Genomic DNA, 24041 nt, shown 5'->3' with positions numbered 1-24041 from the left:
CCCAGTCAGGAGCAGCAGTGAGCGTCGTCAACACTCTCGCCGAACAGCACTTCGAGCACCTCTCCGTCCGGCGGATCACCGATGCCGGTGTCGCCAGCATCGTCGCCGTCCACGACACCACCCTCGGTCCCGCACTCGGTGGCGTGCGAATCCGCAAGTACGCCAACGACGAACTCGCCGCCGCGGACGCGCTACGGTTGGCCCGCGCGATGACGTTCAAGGCCGCGCTCGCCGAAGTGGCGCTCGGCGGCGGGAAGTCGGTGATCAACGCGGACCCCCGCGCCGACAAGACCGTCGAGCTGCTCGAGGCGCACGGCAGACATGTCGCATCGCTGGGCGGCCGGTACATCCCGGGCGCCGACATGGGCACCTGTCCCGCCGACCTCGAGGTCATCGGCCGGTACGCGCCGCGGGTGTCCAGCGACGGCCGCGACCCGTCGCCGTACACCGCGCGCGGCGTCGTCGCGTCGATCGAGAAGGTGGCGAACCGACTGGCAGGCAACGGAATCCGGCACTCCGGCCTGGACGGACTGCGGGTCGCGGTGCAGGGTGTCGGCAACGTCGGATTCGGGATCGTCGAGCAACTCACCGCTCGCGGCGCGCGGGTGGTCGTCGCGGACCCCGACCGCGACCGCGTCGACACGGCCGTCGAGCGGCACGGGGCAACTGCGACGCCGCTCGATCGGGTGCTGCTCGCAGACGTCGACGTCGTGTGCCCGGCCGGACCGGGACTGGTGGTGACCGAGGAGGTCGCCGGCAGGTTGCGCGCGGCCGCGGTCGTCGGCGCGGCGAACAACATGCTGTCGGGGCCCGGTGTCGGCGAGACGCTCACCGCACGCGGTGTCGTGTACGTGCCCGACTTCGTCTCCAATGCGGGCGGACTGATCTCCTGCGCGGCCGAGGTGTCGGGTGACCGGGACTTCCTGGACCGGGTCGACCGGATCGGCACCGTCGTCGAGGAGGTTCTCGATCACGCGCAGTCGACGCGGACCGACGCGCAACTGGCCGCAATCACCCTCGCCGGCAAGCGAATCGCCGCCGCCCGCCGCGCCGCCTGACAACCCCACCCTTCCCGGCTGAAGGTGGCCTTCGTCTCGTTGGTGCGGACGACGGCGCCCTTCATCCGGTGGGGTCGAATTCGCCCCGTCCGGCTGAAGGCGCCCTTCGTCTCGTTGATGCGTACGAAGGGCACCTTCAGCCCGGAGGGGGAGGAGCGGGGGGAGGAGCGGGGGTGGGTCAGGGGACCTGGCGGACCGCGCCCTTGTCGGCGGAGGTGGCGAGCGCGGCGTAGGCGCGCAGCGCGGTGGTCACGGTGCGCTGGCGGTCGACGGGCTGCCAGGGCCGCTCGGACGCCTCCATCTTGGCGCGCCTCTCGGCGAGCACCGCGTCGTCGACGAGCACCTCGAGGGTGCGGGTGGCGACGTCGATGCGGATCTGGTCACCGTTCTCGACGAGACCGATGACGCCGCCGGCTGCGGCCTCCGGGGAGATGTGGCCGATGGACAGGCCGGAGGTGCCGCCGGAGAAGCGGCCGTCGGTGATCAGTGCGCACACCTTGCCGAGGCCGGCGCCCTTGAGGAAGGCGGTGGGGTGCAGCATCTCCTGCATGCCCGGCCCGCCCTTGGGGCCCTCGTACCGGACCACGATCACGTCGCCGGGCTTGATCTGCTTCTGCAGGATCACCGAGACGGCCTCCTCCTGCGACTCGACGACGACCGCCGGGCCCTGGAAGGAGAAGAGGTCCTCGTCGATGCCCGCCGTCTTGAGGATCGCGCCGTCGACGGCGATGTTGCCGCGCAGCACGCACAGGCCGCCCTCGACGGTGTAGGCGTGCTCGATGTCACGGATGCAGCCGCCCTCGGCGTCGGTGTCGAGCGCGCTCCACCGGTTGTTCGTCGAGAACGGTTCGGTGGTGCGGACGCCACCCGGCGCGGCGTGGAACAGCTCGATCGCCTCGTCGGAAGCCTTGCCGGAGCGGATGTCCCAGGTGTCGAGCCACTCGTCGAAGGACGTGGTGTGCACGGTGGAGACGTCGGTGTCGAGCAGCCCGGCGCGGCGTAGCTCGCCCAGGATGGCGGGGATGCCACCGGCGCGGTGCACGTCCTCCATGTGGTAGTCGGAGTTGGGGGAGACCTTCGACAGGCACGGCACGCGCCGGCTGATCTCGTCGATGGTGGACAGGTCGAAGTCGACCTCGCCCTCCTGGGCGGCGGCGAGGGTGTGCAGCACGGTGTTCGTCGAGCCGCCCATCGCGACGTCGAGAGCCATGGCGTTGCGGAAAGCCTTGGGGGAAGCGATGTTCCGCGGCAGCACCGACTCGTCCTCGTCGCGGTAGTACCGCAGCGCGGCCTCGACCACGGTGGTACCCGCCCGGCTGAACAGGGCGCGGCGCGACTCGTGGGTGGCCAGCGTGGAACCGTTGCCGGGCAGCGCGAGTCCGAGGGCCTCGGTGAGGCAGTTCATCGAGTTCGCGGTGAACATGCCCGAGCAGGAGCCGCACGTCGGGCAGGCGCTGCGCTCGACCTCGTCGAGGCCGTCGTCGGAGACGCTGTCGTTCGCGGACGCCGAGATCGCGGTGATCAGGTCGGTGGGGGCGTGCGCGACGCCGCCGACGACGACGGCCTTGCCCGCCTCCATCGGGCCACCCGAGACGAACACCGTCGGGATGTTCAGCCGCATCGCGGCGTTGAGCATGCCGGGGGTGATCTTGTCGCAGTTCGAGATGCACACGAGCGCATCGGCGGTGTGGGCGTTGACCATGTACTCGACCGAGTCGGCGATGATCTCGCGGCTCGGCAGCGAGTACAGCATGCCGCCGTGGCCCATCGCGATGCCGTCGTCGACCGCGATCGTGTGGAATTCGCGCGGCACGCCACCGGCGGCGCGGACGGCCTCGGCGACGATGTCGCCGACGTTCTTGAGATGGACGTGGCCGGGAACGAACTGCGTGTACGAGTTCGCGATCGCGACGATCGGCTTGCCGAAGTCGGAGTCCGTCATGCCGGTGGCGCGCCACAGCGAGCGGGCTCCGGCAGCGTTGCGTCCGACGGTGGTGGTGCGTGACCTCAGCGGGGGCATGGGCGTCCTTCGCTCATCGGGGCGCGTCCGCCGGACGGGCTGGGACCGTCGGGCGCGCCGTGAATCGTCGAACCCGGCGTGGGGGCCTGGCACGGGTGGTCACGGGGCTGGTGCCTCCGGTGTCGGCGGCGCCGACGGACCGCCCGACCGACGTCGGGTGCCAGTCAACGGTACGCGCGTGCTATCGGGCGTCCGGATCCGAGTCGGTCGTGGGCTCCGGTTCGGCGTGATCACCGGCCTGGCGGGTCGCGTCCGCTCGGTCCTGGGCGGCGCGTTCGCGCTCGACGCGGTCGGCGACGGCGTACGGGTCGGTGACGCGTCCGCCGCTGGCCGCGGCGATCTGCGGAAGACGGCCGAAGGTGACCACCGGGAGGGTCTTCTCGGTGCCGTCGGTCAGTTCGGCGCGCGCCCAGCGGTTGCCGGGGAACCGGAATCCCTTGACCTCGTCCCAGGAGATCGCCTCGCTGCTGAACATCCGGCGCACGTACAGGCCGTTGGTGTCGACGACGGTGCGTACCCGCAGCATCCAGTAGGCGACCCCGACCGGGACGATCCACAGCACCGACACCCACGGCGGGCTCGGGAAGATCACGAAGCTCAGGCCGAACGCCAGCAGGAACACGCCGAGCAGGCCGAGGCTGGAGATCTGGATGGACTGACGGGGCGATTCGGCGGTGTGGGAGGATGGAGACGGTGGCACGGGCTGCGATGAGGACGACACATCACCATCCTCGCATTGCGGCCGGCGCTTCTCACATTCTGGGACAGCAGACTCACCAAAGTTGACTGTTTACCCTTGACGCGCCTACCTTCGAGCGCGTGAAGCAGAATGAGTTGCTCGTAATCGGCCGGCGCGTCGTCGCCTGAGTCGATCAGCAGTCAACTCGCAAAGCACGACGCGCCACCCTCGTACAGCAGACAATGCTGACGGGGGTTTTTTGTTGCCCGGAGTCAGCTCGAACCGTCAACACCAGAGGAATCACCAGTGAGCGCACCAACCGCACGGCCGCAGCCCACGCCGCGCAAGAGTGGGGCAGCGGGTCAGCCCGGCCCCACGGCGGCACCCCAGTCCGGCAATCGACGCCAGGTCGCCCCCGAGCGGGTCACCGGCGCCCAGTCCGTGGTCCGCGCCCTCGAGGAGCTCGAGGTCGACACGGTGTTCGGCATTCCGGGTGGCGCGGTTCTCCCCGTCTACGACCCGCTCTTCGACTCGAAGAAGGTGCGTCACGTCCTGGTTCGGCACGAGCAGGGCGCCGGCCACGCCGCGACCGGATACGCGCAGGCGACCGGCAAGGTCGGCGTGTGCATGGCCACGTCCGGCCCCGGTGCCACCAACCTGGTGACCCCGCTCGCCGACGCCCAGATGGACTCCGTGCCCGTCGTCGCGATCACCGGCCAGGTCGGTCGCGGGCTGATCGGCACCGACGCGTTCCAGGAAGCCGACATCTCCGGCATCACCATGCCGATCACCAAGCACAACTTCCTCATCACCGACGGCATCGACATCCCGCGGATCATGGCCGAGGCCTTCTACCTGGCCTCCTCGGGTCGTCCCGGCGCCGTCCTCGTCGACATCCCGAAGGACGTGCTGCAGGCGCAGACCACCTTCTCGTGGCCGCCGGAGATGCGGCTGCCCGGCTACCGTCCGGTGTCCAAGCCGCACGGCAAGCAGGTCCGCGAGGCGGCGCGGCTGATCGCCGAGTCGAAGTCCCCGGTGTTCTACGTCGGCGGCGGCGTGATCAAGGCCGAGGCGTCGGCCGAGCTGCTCGAGCTCGCCGAACTGACCGGCATCCCGGTGGTCACCACCCTGATGGCCCGCGGCGCCTTCCCCGACAGCCACCGCCTGCACTGCGGCATGCCCGGCATGCACGGCACGGTCGCCGCTGTCGGGGCGCTGCAGAAGTCCGACCTGCTGATCACCCTCGGTGCGCGGTTCGACGACCGGGTCACCGGCCAGCTCGACTCGTTCGCGCCCGACGCCAAGGTGATCCACGCCGACATCGACCCCGCGGAGATCGGCAAGAACCGGTACGCGGACGTGCCGATCGTCGGTGACTGCAAGGAGGTCATCGTCGAGCTGATCGAGGCGATCCGCGCGGACATGGCCACCGGCACCACCCTGGACATGACCGCGTGGTGGAAGTACCTGGACGGCCTGCGCACCACGTACCCGCTGGCCTACGGCAAGCCGTCCGACGGGGCGCTGTCGCCGGAGTACGTGATCGAGGCCGTCGGCAGGCTCGCCGGACCCGACGCGATCTACTGTGCCGGTGTCGGCCAGCACCAGATGTGGGCCGCGCAGTTCGTCAAGTACGAGAAGCCGCGCACCTGGCTCAACTCCGGTGGCCTCGGCACGATGGGCTACGCCGTGCCCGCCGCGATGGGCGCCAAGATGGGTGCACCCGAGAAGGAAGTGTGGGCCATCGACGGCGACGGCTGCTTCCAGATGACCAACCAGGAGCTCGCGACCTGCGCGGTCGAGGGCGTGCCGATCAAGGTCGCGCTGATCAACAACGGCAACCTCGGCATGGTCCGGCAGTGGCAGACGCTCTTCTACGACGAGCGCTACTCGAACACCAACCTCGGCACCCACGGCACGGTCCGCATCCCCGACTTCGTCAAGCTCGGAGAGGCGCTGGGCTGCCACGCCATCCGCGTCGAACGCGAGGAGGACGTGGAGGCGGCCATCCGCGAGGCGCAGTCGATCAACGACAAGCCCGTCGTCATCGACTTCATCGTCGGCAAGGACGCCCAGGTGTGGCCGATGGTCGCCGCGGGCACCGGCAACGACGAGATCATGGCGGCGCGGGGCATCCGTCCGCTGTTCGACGACGACGAGGCGGCCGAGGAGCCGGCCGTCATCCACGAGGCGATGGAGCGCGAGCAGCGCACCGCCACCGACACGGAGGACACCAAGTGAGCACCAGTCACACCCTCAGCGTTCTCGTCGAGGACAAGCCGGGCGTGCTGGCGCGAGTCGCCGCGCTGTTCTCCCGGCGCGGATTCAACATCGAGTCGCTCGCCGTCGGCGGCACCGAACTCCCCGACATCTCGCGCATGACGATCGTCGTCACCGTCGACGAGTTCCCGCTCGAGCAGGTGACCAAGCAGCTGAACAAGCTCGTCAACGTCATCAAGATCGTCGAGCAGGAGGGCGAGGCGTCGGTGGCGCGCGAGCTCGTGCTCATCAAGGTGCGTGCCGATGCGAGTGTCCGCACGCAGGTCATTGAGACGGTGAATCTGTTCCGCGCCAAGGTGATCGACGTCTCGCCCGAGTCGCTCACCGTCGAGGCGACCGGTACCCGGTCGAAGCTCGATGCACTGCTTCGGATGCTCGACCCGTACGGTATTCGGGAGATCGTGCAGTCCGGGGTCGTCGCGGTCGGACGTGGCCCGAAGTCGATCACGGCCACCCGCTAGCCAAGTTCCACTCATAAGTTCAGCTGTAACGCAGAGCTCCAAACCCAGAGGAGAGGTAATACCAGTGGCAGTCGAGATGTTCTACGACGATGACGCCGACCTGTCGATCATCCAGGGCCGCAAGGTCGCGGTGATCGGCTACGGCAGCCAGGGCCACGCGCACTCGCTGAGCCTGCGCGACTCCGGTGTCGACGTTCGCATCGGTCTCAAGGAGGGCTCGAAGTCCCGCGCCAAGGCGGAGGAGCAGGGCCTGACCGTCGGCACCCCGGCCGAGGTCGCCGAGTGGGCCGACGTGATCATGGTCCTCGCCCCCGACACCGCGCAGGCCGCGATCTTCAAGAACGACATCGAGCCGAACCTCGAGGACGGCGACGCGCTGTTCTTCGGCCACGGCCTCAACATCCACTTCAAGCTGATCGAGGCCCCGGCCAACGTCACCGTCGGCATGGTCGCCCCGAAGGGCCCGGGCCACCTGGTGCGTCGCCAGTTCGTCGACGGCAAGGGTGTTCCGGCCCTGATCGCCATCGACCAGGACCCGAAGGGTGAGGGCCAGGCGCTGGCGCTGTCCTACGCCAAGGGCATCGGCGGCACCCGCGCCGGCGTCATCAAGACCACCTTCAAGGAAGAGACCGAGACCGACCTGTTCGGTGAGCAGGCCGTGCTCTGCGGTGGCACCGAGGAGCTCGTCAAGACCGGTTTCGAGGTCATGGTCGAGGCCGGTTACGCCCCCGAGATGGCCTACTTCGAGGTCCTCCACGAGCTCAAGCTGATCGTCGACCTGATGTACGAGGGCGGCATCGCCCGCATGAACTACTCGGTGTCCGACACCGCGGAGTTCGGCGGCTACCTCTCCGGCCCGCGCGTCATCGACGCCGGCACCAAGGAGCGCATGAAGGCGATCCTCGCGGACATCCAGTCGGGTGAATTCACCCGTCGCCTGGTCGCGAACGTCGAGAACGGCAACACCGAGCTCGAGGGCCTGCGCAAGGCCAACGCGGAGCACCCGATCGAGGTCACCGGCAAGAAGCTGCGCGACCTGATGAGCTGGGTCGATCGCCCGATCACCGAAACCGCTTAGGCGGCTGCGCCGCCCGTGAGTCCCTTCGGTCCCGCTGTGGGCCGAAAAGACTCACGGGCGTGACGCGCATGTCGATACCCGATGTTCGTCCGCACGGTGCACACTGTGCGGAGGAACGTCGGGTTTCGTGCTTGTAGGCAGGTGGTCGATGACACGTGAGTCGGTGATGCGGCAGTGGCTGCCGGGCGTCGAGATCGCCCGCAACTACGAACGGTCCTGGTTCCGCAAGGACATCACGGCGGGAATCGCGTTGACCGCCCTGCTGATTCCGGCAGGCATGGGTTACGCCCAGGCCGCGGGACTGCCACCCGAGACCGGGTTGTACGCGACCATCGTTCCGCTGCTCGTCTACGCCCTCGTCGGACCGTCCAAGATCCTGGTGCTCGGCCCGGACTCCTCGCTCGCCCCGATCATCGGCGCCGCGGTCCTCCCGCTCGCGGCCGGCGACTCGGCGCGAGCGGTCGCGCTGGCCGGCCTGCTCGCGATCCTGATGGGCTCGATCCTCGTCCTCGGTGGCCTGCTGAAACTGGGGTTCGTCACCGATCTGCTGTCCAAACCGATCCGGCTCGGGTACCTCAACGGCATCGCACTCGTGGTGATCATCAGCCAGATCCCGAAACTCCTCGGGTTCTCCGTAGACGGGGTGAACCTGATCGACGAGATCGGACAGACGGTCACGGCCGTCTTCGGCGGCGAGATCGACGCACAGGCCGCGTCCATCGGTCTCGGCGGGATCGCGGTCATCGTGGCATTCAGGATGTTCCACAGCCGCATCCCCGGTGTGCTGGTCGCCGTGATCGGATCCATCGTCGTGGCCTACGTGTTCGGTCTGGCCGACGACATCCCGATGGCCGGCGCCCTCCCGTACGGCCTGCCCGCGCCTGCGCTCGGTGGGCTGCAGTGGTCGGATGTGGGCGAACTGATCGGGCCGGCGGCGGGCATCGCCCTGGTCGCGTTCGCCGACACGGGTGTGCTCTCCCGCACCTTCGCGGCGCGGCGGGGGGAGTCCGTCGACGGCAGCCACGAGATGCGGGCGATCGGCACCGCCAACGTCGCGAGCGGTCTGCTCGGCGGTTTCCCGATGTCGGCGAGTTCCTCCCGGACGCCGGTCGCCGAACAGAACGGGGCGAGAACACAGCTCGCCGGTGTCGTCGGCGCGGTCCTCATCGTCGTGTTCATCCTCGTCGCGCCGCGGGTCACCGCGTATCTGCCCTCGGCGGCGCTGGCCGCTGTCGTGATCGTGGCTGCGACGTCGCTCGTCGACATCCGCAGCCTGGTCGACATGTGGTCGATGAGCAGGATCGAGACCTGGCTCGCGATCGCCGCGTTCCTCGGTGTCGCCCTCGTCGGGGTGCTCGAGGGCATCCTCGTCGCGATCGCCCTGTCGTTCGTGTCGGTGGTGGTGCACGCGTGGCGTCCCTACCGGACCGAACTGGTGGCGGTGCCGGAGGTGGCCGGCTATCACGACATCAAGCGCTACCCGGCGGGGGCGCGGATCCCGGGCCTGGTGATCGTGAGGTTCGACGCACAACTGTTCTTCGCCAACGGCGCGATCTTCGACGACTACGTCCGCCGCGTCGTGGGCCGGGCACCGGATCCGGTTCGCTGGGTGATCATCGCGGCCGAACCCATCACCGGACTCGACACCACCGCGATGGACGAGCTGGTCGAACTCGATCAATACCTGTCCGGCAACGGTATTCGGCTCGTCTTCGCCGAGATGAAGGATCCCGTCAAGGACCGGCTACGCCGACTCGGGCTGGGGGAGCGCTTCAGTCCCGGCCGCTTCTACCCCACGGTCGAGACAGCGGTCGAGGCGTTCGAACGGCTCTCCCCGAACCGTCCCTGACCGGTGCGCGCGGTGTCCGCCATTCGGCCCGGCCGACACGTGGGGTGATACCGCGGTGAGGGGAACCACTAAGCTGTTCGGGTCACGGACTCGCGGGTGCTCCCACTCGACCGGCGGTTCGAGGACGATCCGCCCAAGACACCTAACACAGGGGAGTTCGCTCGTGAGCCAGAATGGCCGTCCCGTTGTCCTGATCGCCGACAAGCTCGCACAATCGACCGTCGATGCGCTCGGTGACGGTGTCGAGGTGCGCTGGGTGGACGGCCCGGACCGTCCCGCCCTGCTGGCCGCCGTGCCCGAGGCCGATGCCCTGCTGGTGCGCTCCGCGACCACCGTCGACGCCGAGGTGCTCGCCGCGGCGACAAAGCTCAAGATCGTCGGGCGCGCCGGTGTCGGCCTCGACAACGTCGACATTCCCGCCGCCACCGAGCGCGGCGTGATGGTCGTCAACGCACCGACCTCCAACATCCACTCGGCGGCCGAGCACGCCGTCTCGCTGTTGCTCTCGACTGCCCGCCAGATCCCCGCGGCAGACCGCACGCTGCGTGAGAAGACCTGGAAGCGTTCGAGCTTCAACGGCACCGAGATCCTCGGCAAGACCGTCGGCGTCGTCGGCCTCGGCCGCATCGGCCAGCTGTTCGCGCAGCGCCTCGCCGCGTTCGAGACCAACGTCATCGCCTACGACCCCTACCTGCCCGCGGCCCGCGCCGCACAGCTCGGCATCGAGCTGGTCGACATCGACGAGCTGGTCCGGCGCGCCGACTTCATCTCCGTGCACCTGCCGAAGACGAAGGAGACCGCCGGCCTGATCAACGCCGAGCGTCTCGCCAACGCCAAGGACGGCGTCATCATCGTCAACGCCGCCCGCGGCGGACTGATCGACGAGGACGCGCTGTACGACGCGCTCGTCAACGGTAAGGTCCGCGCCGCAGGCCTCGACGTCTTCAACACCGAGCCGTGCACGGACTCCAAGCTCTTCGACCTCGACAACGTCGTCGTCACCCCGCACCTCGGCGCCTCCACGTCCGAGGCCCAGGACCGCGCGGGCACCGACGTCGCGAAGAGCGTGCTGCTCGCCCTCGCGGGCGAATTCGTGCCGGACGCCGTCAACGTCTCCGGCGGCCCCGTCGGCGAGGAGGTCGCGCCGTGGCTCGAGCTGGTCCGCAAGCTCGGCCTGATCGCGGGCACCCTGTCGCCCGAGGCCGTGCAGAACGTCCAGGTCGTCGTCAGCGGTGAGCTGTCCGCCGAGAACGTCGAGATTCTCGGTCTCGCGGCGCTGCGCGGACTGTTCTCCGCGAGCAGCGACGAGGCCGTCACCTTCGTCAACGCCCCGCAGCTCGCCGAGCAGCGCGGCGTCAGCGTGGAGGTCGACAAGCACAGCGAGGCACTGACCCACCGCAGTGCCGTCGAGGTGCGGGCCGTCGCCGCCGACGGCACCGTCACCGCGGTCGCGGGTGCGCTCACCGGTCTTCAGCAGGTCGAGAAGATCGTCAACATCAACGGCCGCAGCTTCGATCTGCGCGCCGAGGGCCACAACATCGTCGTGCACTACGCGGACCGTCCCGGCGTCCTCGGCGTCCTGGGCACCGTGCTCGGCAGCGCGAACATCGACATCCAGGCCGCGGCCCTGAGCCAGGACGTGGAGGGTGAGGGTGCGACCGTCATCCTGCGCGTCAACCAGGTCGTCGCCGACGCCGAGGTCGCGCAGATCATCGAGAAGCTCGACGCCCGCGTCGCTCAGGTCGACCTGTCCTGACCGGATCCGTCGCCTGACACGTGTGGCCGTGACCGTTCGACGAAGCGGTCACGGCCACACGCGTCGGTCACGGTCCGTTCCCACGTGTGCTCGTTCGACGAGGAAGAGAGTGTTGTTGTCATGAAGCTTGCGGTCATTCCCGGTGACGGCATCGGTGTCGAGGTCACCGCGGAAGCGCTGAAGGTACTGCGGAAGCTGGTTCCCGAGGTGGAGACCACCGAGTACGACCTCGGTGCCAAGCGCTACAAGGAGACCGGAGAACTGCTGCCCGACGCGGAACTGGCGGAGATCCGTCAGCACGACGCGATCCTGCTCGGCGCGATCGGCGACCCGCGGCTGGTCGGCCCGGGCATCCTCGAGCGGGGCCTGCTGCTGAACATGCGCTTCCTGCTCGACCACCACGTGAACCTGCGTCCGGCCCGCACCTACCCGGGCTCGAGCTCGCCGCTGGCCGCCAACCCGGAGATCGACTTCGTCGTGGTCCGTGAGGGCACCGAGGGTCCGTACACCGGCAACGGTGGTTCCATCCGCGTCGGCACGCCGCACGAGGTCGCCACCGAGGTCTCCGTCAACACCTGGTTCGGTGCCGAGCGCGTCGTCCGCTACGCATTCGAGTTGGCGCAGACCCGCCGCAAGCACCTGACGCTGATCCACAAGACCAACGTGCTCTCGAACGCGGGCCGGATCTGGACCCGCGCCGTGGAGACCGTCGGCGCCGAGTTCCCCGACGTCGAGACGGCGTACTGCCACATCGACGCCGCCACCATCTACGCGGTCACCGACCCGGGACGCTTCGACGTCATCGTCACCGACAACCTGTTCGGCGACATCATCACCGACCTCGCCGGCGCCGTCACGGGCGGTATCGGTCTGGCCGCGTCCGGCAACATCGACGCGTCCGGCACCAACCCGTCGATGTTCGAGCCCGTGCACGGCTCGGCGCCGGACATCGCCGGACAGGGCGTCGCCGATCCGACGGCGGCGATCCTGTCCGTGGCGCTGCTGCTGCGCCACCTCGGACGTGAGGAGGACGCGGCCCGCATCGAGCGGGCCGTCGAGGCGGACCTCGCCGCACGTGGCGACGGCCCGATCCGGACCACCGAGGTGGGCGACCGGATCGCGGCGGCACTGTAGACACCCGATCGACGCGAGGAGGGCCCGCACGGATTCGAGATCCGCGCGGGCCCTTCACCGTTCGAGGGTCAGTGGACGGTGAGGGTGGTCGCCGCGGCGACGTCGCCGACGATCTGCGGGATGCGTGCGGTGGCACGCTGTGATTCGAACTGATGCTCGTACGGCACCTCGAGGACGGCTTCGAGTGTCGGCCAGTGGTTCTCGGCGAGGTCGCGGTAGCGGGGCAGCAGTTCGCCGTCCACGTAGGCCCATCGTTCGTCGAACACCGACCAGTCCCACGCCGGCAGCGGTGTGGTGAGGGTGGCGGAGCGGCCGTCGGGGAGCGTCCCGGTGACGGTGATCGGACGGTGGTTGCGCAGGGGCGGGACACCCGCCAGGGACGGCGATCCGACCATCGTCATCGCGTACGTCAGTGCGCCACCGAGACCGTCGCGGTAGGCGCGGGTCTCGTCCCACAGTTCGCCGACGACGGTGAGCTGTTCACGACGCAGGAGCGCGGTATTGCCCGCGGCCACGCGGTCCGGTTCGCGGGACGCGATGTCGTACCAGGCGGTGCGGACGTCGTCCGGAATCACTCCCGCGGCGTGGTATTCGTCGATCGCGGCCAGCCCTTCGTGGGTGTACGCGTAGTGCATCGGCATCAGGTCGTCGAAGATCGCCTTCTGCATGATCACGACACGACGGACGAACCAGTCGAGGTCGGCGGTGGTGAGATCGCTCGCGCGTTCGGCGAGGGTGCGCAGGCCGCCGGGGAGCTGCTCGATTCCGGCCGGCCCGAAGGCGGATTCGGCGGCGCCGAGGACCGAGCGTGCGGCGTCCTGCAGTCCGGGCAGGCCGTAGACGGTGTTCGCCAACTCCATGTCGGCGATGCCGCCGCCGAAGTCGCCGCCGACCATGCCACCCATGCCGGCCCACAGGAGTTCCCGGTGCGCGAGTTGGAAGTTCTCGTAGTACCGGTACGACCGGATCATGTTGTCGCGGTTCGCGATGAATCCTGCGCTCGGGTCCCAGCCTGCGAGGTCGATGCCCGCCTCGGTCGTCGCCTGGACGAGTCGGTACTGCAGCAGCAGTGCCGCGTAGTCGGTGGCGGGTCGCCCGGACCTGCGTGCCTGCGCGACGAGGGATTCCAGCGCGGCGAGGTCGGTGGGCAGTGCCGCGTGAACTCCGCCGGGCGCCTGGTCGGCCAGCCGGTTCGTCAGTGGCAGGTTCAGCACCTCGTCCAGTTCGGTGGCGCTCGCGGCGGGTGCGCCGAGAGCCGACGCGGCCAGCAGGACCGGGGGCAGTGCGGCGGCGAGGCGGGCGGCGAGACGTCCGATCGGGAAGGTCATGGTGCTCCTGTCGCGCGGATTCGAGGAGGATCGGGTGTGTCAGTCGAGTCGATCGGTGAGCCAGTCGACGGTGTGCATGCCGAGAAGTTCGGTGCCCCAGCGGTAGGGATCGGTGAGCAGCACGTCGGCCCCGCAGTCGAGCGGCTGGTAGGTGACGTCGGTGCCGCCGGCGCGGTAGCGGTCGGCGAGGTCGCGGGCCTCGGACGCGGGCGTGATGGCCATGAAGGAGTTGTCGCTCCCGCAGTTGGTGATCAGCACCTTCGACGTGGGCGCGGTGCCGACGCCGAGATCGTTCTGCGCGAACACCGGTTGGAAGTCCGCGATGTCCGCGGGGTTCTCGCCCGACCGGAACAGCGCGTTCAGCGGGAGGAACGGGGTTCCGAAGTACGCGATCTGGCAGCTGTCACGGAAGACGTCGGCGAGGGCTCTGCCTGCGGGAGTCAGCTTCTCGTCGATCCGCATCTGCGGGTACTGGGCTTCGAGGCCGAGGAGGGTGGCGAACGCGAACCCGGATCCCAGCCCTCCCGAGGCGAATTCGACGAAGTCGCGTTGATTCACTGCCATCGCTTCGAGAACGGTGGCCCGGAGGTTGATCTCCGGTGCGTAGTCGGGTTGGTACTCGGCCGCGAAGCCGCCTCCGACACCGCCGCCCGCGACACCGAAGATGCCGACCGGGCTCTGCGGGCTGAGCCCGAGGCCCTCGACCTGGTATGCGGCGCGAATCCCGTTGATCAGCGCCATGCCGGCGAAACGTCCGGCGAACACGCCGTGCGGCGCGGGGTCGGCGTCGTTGCCGAGGTCGGAGATGACGGTGGCCAGACCCGCACTCCACATCTGCGCGAGAGGCCCGAGAGCCGACCATGCCGACGCGTCGGTCTGCGCGGCGCCGCTCCAGTGCGACGAGGGATGGCAGTTCGGGCCGACGGAGTCGTTGGCCTGCTGGTAGGCGACGACCGGCCGGGTGGCGTTGTCGCGTCCGTCCTCCGGAATCATGACGACGCCGGTGCTGACGTCGCGGCTGCCGTTGACGTTCTCGGTGACATACATGATCTTCCACGCCGTCAGGTTGCCCGGCTCGACGCCGGCGAACAGAACGTCGAAGGGCGCGGCCCGCAGCAGGGTGCCCGGCTTCTCGTCCCCGCGCAGCGGTGGCTCGTCGAAGAACTGGTCGGTGGCGAGCAGTCCGTCTCGGATCTCCTGTGGCGAGCCGATTCGTCCGTCCCGGAACGTGCCGAGCGTGTATTCGGTGAACACGCTCCCGAGGGCGGGAACGCCGAGATCCGGAGTCGGTTCGGCGACTGCGGGGGCTGCCGCCGACGCGGCCGCGGCGAGCGCGGCCGCGAGGGCGACGCAGCGTCGCACGCGCGTCACGACGCGACGCGGGAGACGAACCGTGGGCACCGGGGAACTCCGTTCGGGTGGGAGCGGGGCATGACCTGACCACTGGGTAAGGTCGGGTAAGTGAACTACAATTCGGCCGCCGTCGAGCCGTTCCCGGCCGGATCCGGGCCGCGAATGTCGCGGTGGTCTCAGGCGCGATCGCGAGGATCCGGTGGGACGAGGGGGATGCCGAGTGCGGGGACGAGCGCTGCCACGGCGAAGGCGACGGGGAAGCCGACCGTGCCGATGACGGCCCCGAACACCGGACCGACCGCGGCCGCGGCCACGAACTGCCCGGTGTTCTGGACGCCCAGTGCCCGTCCGCCCCAGTAGGGGCCGGCGATCTCGGCGACCGCGGTGAAGGCGAGCCCGTTGGGCGCGACGGTCACCACCGACGCGACCACCAGCAGGGCGACGGCGATCGCCGAGTCGGTGGCGGCGACGGCCGCGAGCGCGGCCATCGTGGTCACCACCGACACCGCCACGACGCGAAGCGGGCGGAGCCGACTGCCGACGCGATCCGACCACACGCCCGCCGCGACCCGCCCACCCGCGCCGAGGAACTGCGAGGCGGTGATCACGAGTCCGGCGGCCGATTCGGCCCACCCCCGGTCGGTGACCAGCCACACCAGCGCGTACGTCCAGACCACGTACTGTGGCACCACCAGCAGCACCGAGGTGGCGTGGATGCGCAGCAGGGTGTTGCTGCGGCGGTACGGGTTGTCGAGCAGGCCGAGCTCGGCGGCGTGGTGACGTTCGGGCCGCGGCGGATCGGTGATCCCGATCGCGCATGCCGCGGCGGCGACGGCGCACACCACGGCGGGGAAGGCGAGCGCCCAGCCGATGCCGTGGTCGCGGGCCAGCTGCGGCATCGTCATGGCGGCCAGGGCCACTCCGAGCGGCACCGACATCTGGCGGATTCCCATGGCGAGGCCCCGTTGGTCGGGTGGGAACCAGCCGACCACGACGCGTCCGCTGGCGGCGTTGGCCGCTGCCGCGGCGCCGCCGCCGAGTGCGAGCAGCACGGCGAGGGTCGGCGTGGACGTGGTCACCGCTGCGGCCGCGGTCGCGACGGCGGCCAGAGCCAGCCCGGCCGTCAGGACGAGCCGCTCTCCGTACCGGTCGGCCAACGCACCCCAGGCGACCAGGGTGACCGTGACGCCGAACACCGGGGCGGAGGCGAGGGTGCCCGCCTGGGCGAGGCTGAGGCCGGATTCGTCGTGCAGCGTCGGTATCAGGAACGCGGTTCCGTTGACCAGGACTGCTTGCGCCGCCTGGGCGAGGACGCCGAGCCCGAGAACGACCCAGCGGCGGGAACTGGTGTGGTGGTCCGTCACGATCACAGAATTCTCACTATCTGAGATATTAATCTCGTAATGTGGTCACTCTCGTCGAATCGTATACCCGGACGCGGTGGGCCGCGGGCCGAGGGGAGGGCAGCGATAGACTCGCGGCCATGCGCCTAGGTCGAATTGCCAGCCCGGACGGGGTCGCCTTCGTGTCGATCGAGGGGGAGGGGGATGCCCGGACGGCGAAGGAGATCGCCGAACACCCTTTCGGCACCCCCACTTTCACCGGCCGCAGCTGGCCGCTGGCCGACGTGCGGCTGCTCGCTCCGATCCTCGCCAGCAAGGTGATCTGCGTCGGCAAGAACTACGCCGCCCATGCCGCCGAGATGGGCGGCGAGGCGCCGGAGGATCCGGTCATCTTCATCAAGCCCAACACCTCCATCGTGGGACCCGGCGCACCGATCGTGTTGCCGCCCAGCTCCAACGAGGTGCACCACGAGGGCGAGCTCGCGGTCGTGATCGGCCGGCCCTGCAAGGACGTGCCCGCCGCCAAGGCGCTCGACGTGGTGCTCGGCTACACGGTCTCCAACGACGTCTCGGCCCGCGACCACCAGCGCCAGGACGGGCAGTGGACCCGTGCGAAGGGGCACGACACCTTCTGCCCGCTCGGTCCGTGGATCGAGACGAGTCTCGACGCGTCCGACGTCGAGATTCGCACCGAGGTCAACGGCGAGGTCCGGCAGCGCAGCCGTACTTCCCTTCTGCTGCACGACATTCCGAAGATCATCGAGTGGGTCTCCGCGGTGATGACGTTGCTGCCCGGTGACGTCATCCTGACCGGGACCCCGGAGGGTGTCGGCCCGATCGTCGCCGGTGACACCGTCGAGGTCACCGTCGAGGGCATCGGAACGCTGAGCAATCCGGTCGTCGCCAAGGGATAGGACGCACCCGGCGCGGACGCCGCGGGTCGGTCGGGGGAGGACTAATCTGTCAGGGACCCCTGTCCTCCCTCGACCCAAGTGAGCCATGACCACCAGCGAAGTGCGTGTCCGTTTCTGTCCGTCTCCCACCGGGACCCCGCACGTCGGTCTCGTCCGCACCGCCCTGTTCAACTGGGCGTTCGCGCGGCACCACGGCGGCAAGTTCGTCTTCCGCATCGAGGACACCGACGCGGCCCGCGACTCGGAGGAGTCGTACCAGGCGATCCTCGACGCGCTGCGCTGGCTCGGCCTGAACTGGGACGAGGGCCCGGAGGTCGGCGGCCCGTACGAGCCGTACCGGCAGTCGCAGCGGCGTGACCTGCACCTCGGAGTCGTCGCGAAGCTGCTCGAGGCGGGCGAGGCCTACGAGTCGTTCTCGACGCCGGAGGAGGTCGAGGAGCGCCACAAGGCGGCCGGCCGCGACCCCAAGCTGGGCTACGACAACTTCGACCGCGACCTGACCCCCGAGCAGCGGCAGGCGTACCTCGACGAGGGGCGCAAGCCGGTGGTCCGGCTGCGGATGCCCGACCACGACCTGACCTGGGTCGACCTGGTGCGGGGCGAGACCACCTTCAAGGCGGGTACGGTCCCGGACTTCGCGCTCACCCGCGGCAACGGCATCCCGCTCTACACCCTCGTCAACCCCGTCGACGACGCGCTGATGAAGATCACGCACGTGCTCCGTGGCGAGGACCTGCTGTCCTCGACGCCTCGTCAGCTCGCGCTGTACGAGGCGCTGCAGCGCATCGGCGTGGCCGATTTCACGCCAGAGTTCGGGCACCTCCCGTTCGTGATGGGTCAGGGCAACAAGAAGCTGTCGAAGCGCGACCCCGAGTCGAACCTGTTCATCCACCGCGACCGCGGGTTCGTCCCCGAGGGTCTGCTCAACTACCTGGCGTTGCTGGGGTGGAGCATCGCGGACGACCACGACGTGTTCTCGCTGGACGAGATGGTCGCGGCGTTCGACATCGCGAAGGTGAACTCGAACCCGGCGCGTTTCGACCAGAAGAAGGCCGACGCGATCAACGCCGAGCACATCCGCCTGCTCGAGCCCGCCGACTTCGCGGCCCGGCTGCGGTCGTACCTGACCACCCACGGGCACCCGGTGGACGCGCTGAGCGACGAGGAGTTCGCGGTGGCCGCGGACCTCGTGCAGACCCGGATCGTGGTGCTGGAGGACGCCTGGGACCTGCTGAAGTTCCTGTTGGTCGCGGAGGAGGACTTCGCGATCGACCCGGCGGCCGCGACGAAGAACCTCGGTGCGGACGCGGCGCCGGTGCTCGACGCGACGATCGCCGCACTGGACGGTGTCGACACGTGGGCGACGGCCGAGCTGGAGTCCTCGCTCAAGGCGGCCCTGATCGACGGCCTCGAGCTCAAGCCGCGCAAGGCCTTCGCCCCCGTGCGGGTCGCGGTGACCGGTTCGCACATCAGCCCGCCGCTCTACGAGTCGATGGAACTGCTCGGCCGGGACACCACGTTGGCCCGGCTGCGGGCGGCCCGCGCGACCGTCACGGTCTGACGCCGCGCTCCACCGGCTGGTCAGCGGCGGCAATTTCACGCCTCTGACCAGCCGATTTGGAGGATCGAGGGTGGGCTTTGCTATTGTTCTCCTCGGTTCGAACGACGGCCTCCGCCTCGCCGCGAGGGACGTCGGGACAAGCCATTGGGGTATGGTGTAATTGGCAACACAGCTGATTCTGGTTCAGCCATTCTAGGTTCGAGTCCTGGTACCCCAGCGGAAATCCGGTGAAGATCAGCCGGATTGCCAAGCAGTACACGGCACGTTCCCTGGCCCCGTCGTCTAGCGGCCTAGGACGCCGCCCTCTCAAGGCGGTAGCGCGGGTTCGAATCCCGTCGGGGCTACCACGGAGAGCGTGCCATGATCGGGAAGGTCGACGTCGAGTCGGCGAACACCGGTCACGTCCTGGCCCCGTCGTCTAGCGGCCTAGGACGCCGCCCTCTCAAGGCGGTAGCGCGGGTTCGAATCCCGTCGGGGCTACAACGAGAAGGACCCTCCGGTACGGACCGGAGGGTCTTTCTCATGTTCGGGAGAGTGGAGTCGGGTCAGCCGCTCTTGCGCCGGAACTCGCGCTTGTGGTCGGCGGGACCGTGTTCCTGGTGAACCTTGGAGTCTCCCGCGGGCGCGTTGCCGTGCAGCGAGTGCTGATGGTTCTTGCGCTCGAGTGCCTCGCGGAACTGCTCCTTGATGTGCTCGCTCTCGGATTCGGTCACGATGCGTTCCTCCTGGATCTCGTCGTCCGATGAGTGGTCGCATCGTGACCGTACCTCCGTTCGCCCCGATCGTCGCGTGGATTTCTCGCGTCGCGGCAACGTCGCTACAGGTATTGCGCGGTGCTGCCGCTCACCGGCATCGCGGGCAATCCCAGCTTGTGGTGGTCCCACGACCGAACCCGGTCGGGCTTGATACGCACCGCGACCCGCTTGTTCGCCATCATCTCGATCGCGGGATCCGACTCCTTGGTGTACGGCCCGGTGTAGCGTTCCCAGACGCTGACGCAGACCGCCCACAGAGCGTCGCGGTCCTCGACGACCTCCGCGGTGCCCTCGATGGACACTCCCCGGAGGGTGTCGTAGGTCTGTCCGTCCTCGATCATCACGGTGATCCGGCTGTCGCGACGGAGGTTGACGACCTTCTGCGACTTCGCCTTCGTCTCGAACCACACCTCCCCGTCGACGACCGCGTACCACATCGCGATCAGGTGGGGGGTGCCGTTCGGTCCGATCGTCGCCATCGTGGCGACCCTGCTGTGCTCGACGAACTCGGCGATCTCGGAGTCGGTCATCGTGATCTGTGACCGCTGGTTGGTGCCCACTACGGCGTCCTCCCGTTCGGGTGTCCTGTGAACGTTGCTTCGCATGCACTGTCCCACGCGGGTGTCACGTCGGTCACGCGGACCGCGGTGTCACAGCCTCTTGTGCAGTGCCTCGGCGGCGGCGAGAAGATCGGCGGCCCAGCGCGCGCCGGGTCGTCGGCCCATCCGGTCGATCGGTCCGGACACCGAGATCGCAGCGACGACCGCGCCACCGCGATCGCGTACCGGGGCCGCGACACTCGCGACTCCGGGCTCGCGCTCGGCAGCGCTCTGCGCCCAGCCGCGCTTGCGCACCTCGACCAGGACCCGCTCGCTGAACAGCGCGTCGGGCAGCACGGACCGTTGCACCTGCGGATCGGCCCACGCGAGAAGGACCTTGGCTCCGGAACCGGCGGTCATCGGAAGGCGGGCGCCGACCAGGACGGTGTCGCGGAGTCCGGTGGGAGGCTCCATCGAGGCGACGCAGACCCGTTGCAGCCCTTCGCGTCGGTAGAGCTGCACGCTCTCCCCGGTGATCTCGCGTAGGCGGGGGAGCACGAGTGCGGCGGCCTCGAGGAGATTGTCGTTCGCGGTCGGTGCCAGCTCCGCCAGTCCCGGACCCGGTCGCCAGAGGCCGTCCGCGTCGCGAGCGAGCAGTCGATGCACTTCGAGCCCGACCGCCAGCCGGTGCGCGGTCGCGCGGGGGAGTCCGGTCCGGGTGCACAGCTCACCGAGGTTGCACGGCGCTTGGGCCACCGCGTGCAGAACCGTCATCGCCTTGTCGAGAACCCCGATCCCGCTGGTGGCCGCGGAGGCGCTATGCTGTCTCATAGGTCGATATTATCGTCTCGTATTCTGGGATTCGCAATCGGGGATGAACAGCCGGATGCCGAGGGTGGAGTCGATCGCAGCGACCGCGAACCGAGAGATGATGGAAGTCGGACCCGCCGGCCAGCCCGTAGCCGCGAGCCGACGAATCACGAAGAGGTGGAGAACATGGCCAGCAGAGGGCGCACACTGGCGCAGAAGGTGTGGGACCAGCACGTCGTCGTCGAGGGGCGGGGGGAGGGCAGCTCCCGCGAGCCCGACCTGATCTACATCGATCTGCATCTCGTGCACGAGGTGACCAGCCCGCAGGCGTTCGACGGACTTCGGTTGGCCGGGCGACCGGTTCGCCGACCCGACCTGACGATCGCCACCGAGGACCACAACGTCCCGACCGTCGACATCGACAAGCCGATCGCGGACCCGGTCTCCCGGCTCCAGGTCGAGACGCTGCGAAAGAACTGTGAGGAGTTCGGCGTCCGGCTCCACCCCATGGGTGATCTGGATCAGGGCATCGTGCACGTGGTCGGCCCGCAGCTCGGCCTGACCCAGCCCGGCATGACCGTGGTCTGCGGAGACAGCCACACCTCGACCCACGGTGCGTTCGGTTCCATCGCAATGGGAATCGGCACCAGCGAGGTCGAGCACGTCCTGGCGACGCAGACGTTGTCGCTTCGTCCGTTCAAGACGATGGCGATCACCGTCGACGGGGAACTGGGCCCGGGCGTGACGAGCAAGGACCTGATCCTGGCGGTCATCGCCAAGATCGGTACCGGCGGCGGTCAGGGCTACGTCCTCGAATACCGCGGCGAGGCCATCCGGAAGCTGTCCATGGAAGCCCGAATGACGATCTGCAACATGTCGATCGAAGCGGGTGCCCGGGCCGGGATGATCGCCCCCGACGAGACGACGTACGACTTCATCAAGGGTCGTCCGCACGCGCCGACCGGCGCGGACTGGGATGCCGCGGTCGCGGCGTGGAACGAGCTGAAGACCGACGAGGACGCGGTTTTCGACGCCGAGGTGCACATCGACGCCAGTGCGTTGACGCCCTTCGTCACCTGGGGCACCAACCCCGGACAGGGCGCACCGCTCGGGGATTCGGTTCCGAATCCGGCCGACATCGTCGACGAGACCGAACGCGCCGCGGCCGAGAAGGCACTCGCCTACATGGGGCTCGAGGGTGGCACCCCGCTCCGGGAGATCGCGGTCGACACCGTCTTCGTCGGATCGTGCACGAACGGCCGCATCGAGGACCTGCGCGCCGTCGCCGGAGTTCTGAAGGGACGCAAGGTCGCAGACAGCGTCCGGATGCTCGTCGTTCCCGGTTCGATGCGGGTGCGCGCCCAGGCCGAGGACGAGGGGCTCGGTGAGATCTTCACTGCGGCAGGCGCGGAATGGCGGCAGGCGGGATGCTCGATGTGCCTGGGCATGAACCCCGATCAGCTCGCGTCGGGGGAGCGGTCGGCATCGACATCCAACCGCAACTTCGAGGGCAGGCAGGGCAAGGGCGGACGCACCCACCTGGTCTCGCCGCTCGTCGCGGCGGCGACCGCGGTGCGTGGCACGCTGTCCTCCCCGTCGGATCTCGACTAGGCACCGGAACGAGTAGGAGATATTTCGATGGAAGCCTTCACGACTCACAAGGGCATCGGCGTCCCGCTGCGGCGTTCCAATGTCGACACCGACCAGATCATCCCCGCGGTCTACCTGAAGAGGGTGACCCGCAGCGGTTTCGAGGACGGACTGTTCGCCGGCTGGCGTGCCGACCCGGGATTCATCCTCAACACCGCGCCGTACGACAAGGGCAGCGTTCTCGTGGCCGGACCGGACTTCGGTACCGGCTCCTCCCGCGAGCACGCGGTGTGGGCGCTGTCCGACTACGGTTTCCGCGTCGTCATCGCGTCCCGGTTCGCGGACATCTTCCGCGGCAACGCCGGCAAGGCCGGTCTGCTGGCCGCTCAGGTGGAGCAGTCGGACGTCGAATTGCTCTGGAAAGCGCTCGAAGAGCGGCCCGGTCTGGAAATTGTCGTGGATCTCACTTCTCGGACCGTGAGCGCCGGAACCCTGGTGGTGCCCTTCAGCATTGACGACTACACGCGGTGGCGTCTGCTCGAGGGTCTCGACGACATCGGACTGACGTTGCGCCAGGTAGAGGCGATTTCCGAGTTCGAAAAGTCAAGGCCGTCATGGAAACCTGTGACGCTTCCCGAGCCCGTCGCGGGGGGCGACTCGTAGGGGCGCTAAGCACATCGGAAGCCGGAAATGGGTTGCCACGCCGCTGAGAGAGGCATGAGAATTGGCGTGGCACATAGACTCTTGCCCATTTCCGGTTTACCGTGTTTGCTAGTCGGTCCGTCAGTGGGCCATCTGGTTGCGGAGGAAATCCCCATGAACAAGGCAGAGCTCATTGATCAGCTGACCGAAAGGTTGGAATCCGATCGTCGTAGCGCGACCGACGCGGTCGAGCACATCGTGGACATCATCGTCCGCGCGGTCCACGCCGGCGAGAACGTCACCATCACCGGCTTCGGCGTCTTTGAGCAGCGTCGCCGTGCGGCTCGTGTCGCGCGCAACCCGCGTACCGGCGAGACCGTCAAGGTCAAGCCGACGTCGGTCCCGGCCTTCCGCCCCGGTGCTCAGTTCAAGGCCGTGATCGCCGGTAAGCAGAAGCTTCCGGCCACCGGCCCGGCCGTCAAGCGTGGTTCGGCCGCAGCGGCTCCCGTGAAGAAGGCCGCAGCCAAGAAGACGGCTGCGAAGAAGGCGGCACCGGCGAAGAAGACCGTCGCCAAGGCCACTCCCGCCAAGAAGGCGGCACCGGCCAAGAAGGCGACCGCCACCAAGGCGACCACGGCCACCAGGGCGACCGCGGCGAAGAAGACCACGCCGGCGAAGAAGACCACGGCCACCAAGGCGACCGCGGCGAAGAAGACCACGCCGGCCAAGAAGACCACGGCCACCAAGGCGACCGCGGCGAAGAAGACCACGCCGGCCAAGAAGGCGGCTCCGGCCAAGAAGACCGTCGCGAAGAAGGCGGCTCCGGCCAAGAAGGCGCCCGCGAAGAAGGCACCCGCGCGCAAGCGCTGACACACCGACGGGGAAAGGGTG

The 24041-nt window shown here is 68.8% G+C and carries 20 protein-coding genes and 3 tRNA genes; 15 read left to right on the top strand and 8 right to left on the bottom strand.

Annotation, left to right across the window (positions count from 1 at the left end):
* The first annotated feature begins 17 nt into the window (after window positions 1-17).
* Window positions 18-1058, top strand: coding sequence for a Glu/Leu/Phe/Val dehydrogenase dimerization domain-containing protein (locus ACFYVR_RS04195; protein WP_387469882.1), 1041 nt, complete (start codon window positions 18-20; stop codon window positions 1056-1058).
* Window positions 1059-1236: 178 nt separating this feature from the next.
* Here the strand turns inward: ACFYVR_RS04195 and ilvD are convergent, their stop codons facing one another.
* Both ilvD and ACFYVR_RS04185 read right to left on the bottom strand, forming a co-directional pair.
* On the bottom strand, window positions 1237-3078 hold the full coding sequence (gene ilvD, locus ACFYVR_RS04190) for a dihydroxy-acid dehydratase (RefSeq protein ID WP_387469880.1): 1842 nt from the start codon (window positions 3076-3078) through the stop codon (window positions 1237-1239).
* 181 nt (window positions 3079-3259) lie between these two features.
* Window positions 3260-3778, bottom strand: a complete 519-nt coding sequence (locus ACFYVR_RS04185; protein WP_387469878.1) for a PH domain-containing protein — start codon at window positions 3776-3778, stop codon at window positions 3260-3262.
* A gap of 285 nt (window positions 3779-4063) precedes the next feature.
* Here ACFYVR_RS04185 and ACFYVR_RS04180 point away from each other — a divergent pair, with 285 nt between their 5' ends.
* The 6 genes from ACFYVR_RS04180 to ACFYVR_RS04155 all read left to right on the top strand — a co-directional run bounded on the left by ACFYVR_RS04180 (window position 4064) and on the right by ACFYVR_RS04155 (window position 12315).
* The gene (locus ACFYVR_RS04180; RefSeq protein WP_387469876.1) at window positions 4064-5998 is read left to right on the top strand and encodes an acetolactate synthase large subunit; all 1935 of its coding nucleotides are present in this window, start codon (window positions 4064-4066) and stop codon (window positions 5996-5998) included.
* Complete coding sequence (gene ilvN, locus ACFYVR_RS04175; RefSeq protein ID WP_387469874.1) at window positions 5995-6498, top strand: acetolactate synthase small subunit; 504 nt, start codon at window positions 5995-5997, stop codon at window positions 6496-6498. Before ACFYVR_RS04180 ends, ilvN begins: the two co-directional genes overlap by 4 nt.
* Window positions 6499-6574: 76 nt before the next feature.
* Window positions 6575-7576: a ketol-acid reductoisomerase gene (ilvC, locus tag ACFYVR_RS04170; protein WP_387470356.1), complete on the top strand. Its 1002-nt coding sequence runs from the start codon at window positions 6575-6577 to the stop codon at window positions 7574-7576.
* 148 nt (window positions 7577-7724) lie between these two features.
* Window positions 7725-9425 carry a SulP family inorganic anion transporter gene (locus tag ACFYVR_RS04165; RefSeq protein WP_387469872.1) on the top strand — a complete coding sequence of 567 codons (1701 nt, stop codon included), beginning with the start codon at window positions 7725-7727 and terminating at the stop codon, window positions 9423-9425.
* A gap of 163 nt (window positions 9426-9588) precedes the next feature.
* Window positions 9589-11181 carry a phosphoglycerate dehydrogenase gene (gene serA / locus ACFYVR_RS04160; protein WP_387469870.1) on the top strand — a complete coding sequence of 531 codons (1593 nt, stop codon included), beginning with the start codon at window positions 9589-9591 and terminating at the stop codon, window positions 11179-11181.
* A gap of 120 nt (window positions 11182-11301) precedes the next feature.
* On the top strand, window positions 11302-12315 hold the full coding sequence (locus tag ACFYVR_RS04155) for a 3-isopropylmalate dehydrogenase (RefSeq protein WP_387469868.1): 1014 nt from the start codon (window positions 11302-11304) through the stop codon (window positions 12313-12315).
* Window positions 12316-12383: 68 nt separating this feature from the next.
* On the opposite strand, the gene ACFYVR_RS04150 is transcribed toward ACFYVR_RS04155, so the two are convergent.
* From ACFYVR_RS04150 to ACFYVR_RS04140, 3 genes are all read right to left on the bottom strand, one after another.
* Window positions 12384-13643: a hypothetical protein gene (locus ACFYVR_RS04150; RefSeq protein WP_387469866.1), complete on the bottom strand. Its 1260-nt coding sequence runs from the start codon at window positions 13641-13643 to the stop codon at window positions 12384-12386.
* Between the two features lie 39 nt (window positions 13644-13682).
* Window positions 13683-15044 carry a lipase family protein gene (locus ACFYVR_RS04145; protein WP_387469864.1) on the bottom strand — a complete coding sequence of 454 codons (1362 nt, stop codon included), beginning with the start codon at window positions 15042-15044 and terminating at the stop codon, window positions 13683-13685.
* Window positions 15045-15172: 128 nt separating this feature from the next.
* On the bottom strand, window positions 15173-16360 hold the full coding sequence (locus ACFYVR_RS04140) for an MFS transporter (protein WP_387469862.1): 1188 nt from the start codon (window positions 16358-16360) through the stop codon (window positions 15173-15175).
* Window positions 16361-16479: 119 nt separating this feature from the next.
* On the opposite strand from ACFYVR_RS04140, the gene ACFYVR_RS04135 reads away from it, so the two are divergent.
* From ACFYVR_RS04135 to ACFYVR_RS04115, 5 genes are all read left to right on the top strand, one after another.
* Window positions 16480-17253 carry a fumarylacetoacetate hydrolase family protein gene (locus ACFYVR_RS04135; protein ID WP_387469860.1) on the top strand — a complete coding sequence of 258 codons (774 nt, stop codon included), beginning with the start codon at window positions 16480-16482 and terminating at the stop codon, window positions 17251-17253.
* Between the two features lie 85 nt (window positions 17254-17338).
* On the top strand, window positions 17339-18814 hold the full coding sequence (gltX, locus tag ACFYVR_RS04130) for a glutamate--tRNA ligase (RefSeq protein ID WP_387469858.1): 1476 nt from the start codon (window positions 17339-17341) through the stop codon (window positions 18812-18814).
* 145 nt (window positions 18815-18959) lie between these two features.
* Window positions 18960-19031 (top strand) — tRNA-Gln (locus ACFYVR_RS04125).
* 54 nt (window positions 19032-19085) lie between these two features.
* Window positions 19086-19161, top strand: a tRNA-Glu gene (locus ACFYVR_RS04120).
* Between the two features lie 60 nt (window positions 19162-19221).
* Window positions 19222-19294 (top strand) — tRNA-Glu (locus ACFYVR_RS04115).
* A gap of 65 nt (window positions 19295-19359) precedes the next feature.
* Here ACFYVR_RS04115 and ACFYVR_RS04110 read toward each other — a convergent pair.
* The 3 genes from ACFYVR_RS04110 to ACFYVR_RS04100 form a co-directional block, all read right to left on the bottom strand.
* Window positions 19360-19527, bottom strand: a complete 168-nt coding sequence (locus ACFYVR_RS04110) for a DUF5302 domain-containing protein (RefSeq protein ID WP_387469856.1) — start codon at window positions 19525-19527, stop codon at window positions 19360-19362.
* A gap of 104 nt (window positions 19528-19631) precedes the next feature.
* Entirely contained in the window at window positions 19632-20129 is a 498-nt protein-coding gene (locus ACFYVR_RS04105) for a pyridoxamine 5'-phosphate oxidase family protein (RefSeq protein WP_387470354.1), read from the bottom strand.
* 90 nt (window positions 20130-20219) lie between these two features.
* Window positions 20220-20939, bottom strand: coding sequence for an IclR family transcriptional regulator (locus tag ACFYVR_RS04100; protein WP_387469854.1), 720 nt, complete (start codon window positions 20937-20939; stop codon window positions 20220-20222).
* A gap of 165 nt (window positions 20940-21104) precedes the next feature.
* On the opposite strand from ACFYVR_RS04100, the gene leuC reads away from it, so the two are divergent.
* The 3 genes from leuC to ACFYVR_RS04085 all read left to right on the top strand — a co-directional run bounded on the left by leuC (window position 21105) and on the right by ACFYVR_RS04085 (window position 24020).
* Window positions 21105-22529 carry a 3-isopropylmalate dehydratase large subunit gene (gene leuC, locus ACFYVR_RS04095; RefSeq protein ID WP_387469852.1) on the top strand — a complete coding sequence of 475 codons (1425 nt, stop codon included), beginning with the start codon at window positions 21105-21107 and terminating at the stop codon, window positions 22527-22529.
* A 27-nt stretch (window positions 22530-22556) separates the two neighbouring features.
* A complete protein-coding gene (gene leuD / locus ACFYVR_RS04090) occupies window positions 22557-23171 on the top strand; it encodes a 3-isopropylmalate dehydratase small subunit (protein ID WP_387469850.1) in 615 nt (204 codons plus the stop codon).
* Between the two features lie 153 nt (window positions 23172-23324).
* Complete coding sequence (locus ACFYVR_RS04085) at window positions 23325-24020, top strand: HU family DNA-binding protein (RefSeq protein WP_387469848.1); 696 nt, start codon at window positions 23325-23327, stop codon at window positions 24018-24020.
* The last annotated feature ends 21 nt before the right edge of the window (window positions 24021-24041 follow it).

This window comes from Rhodococcus sp. NPDC003318 (assembly GCF_042879035.1).
In the GTDB taxonomy this organism is placed as follows: Bacteria; Actinomycetota; Actinomycetes; order Mycobacteriales; family Mycobacteriaceae; genus Rhodococcus_G.
This window is presented reverse-complemented; position numbering and strand designations above follow the sequence as displayed.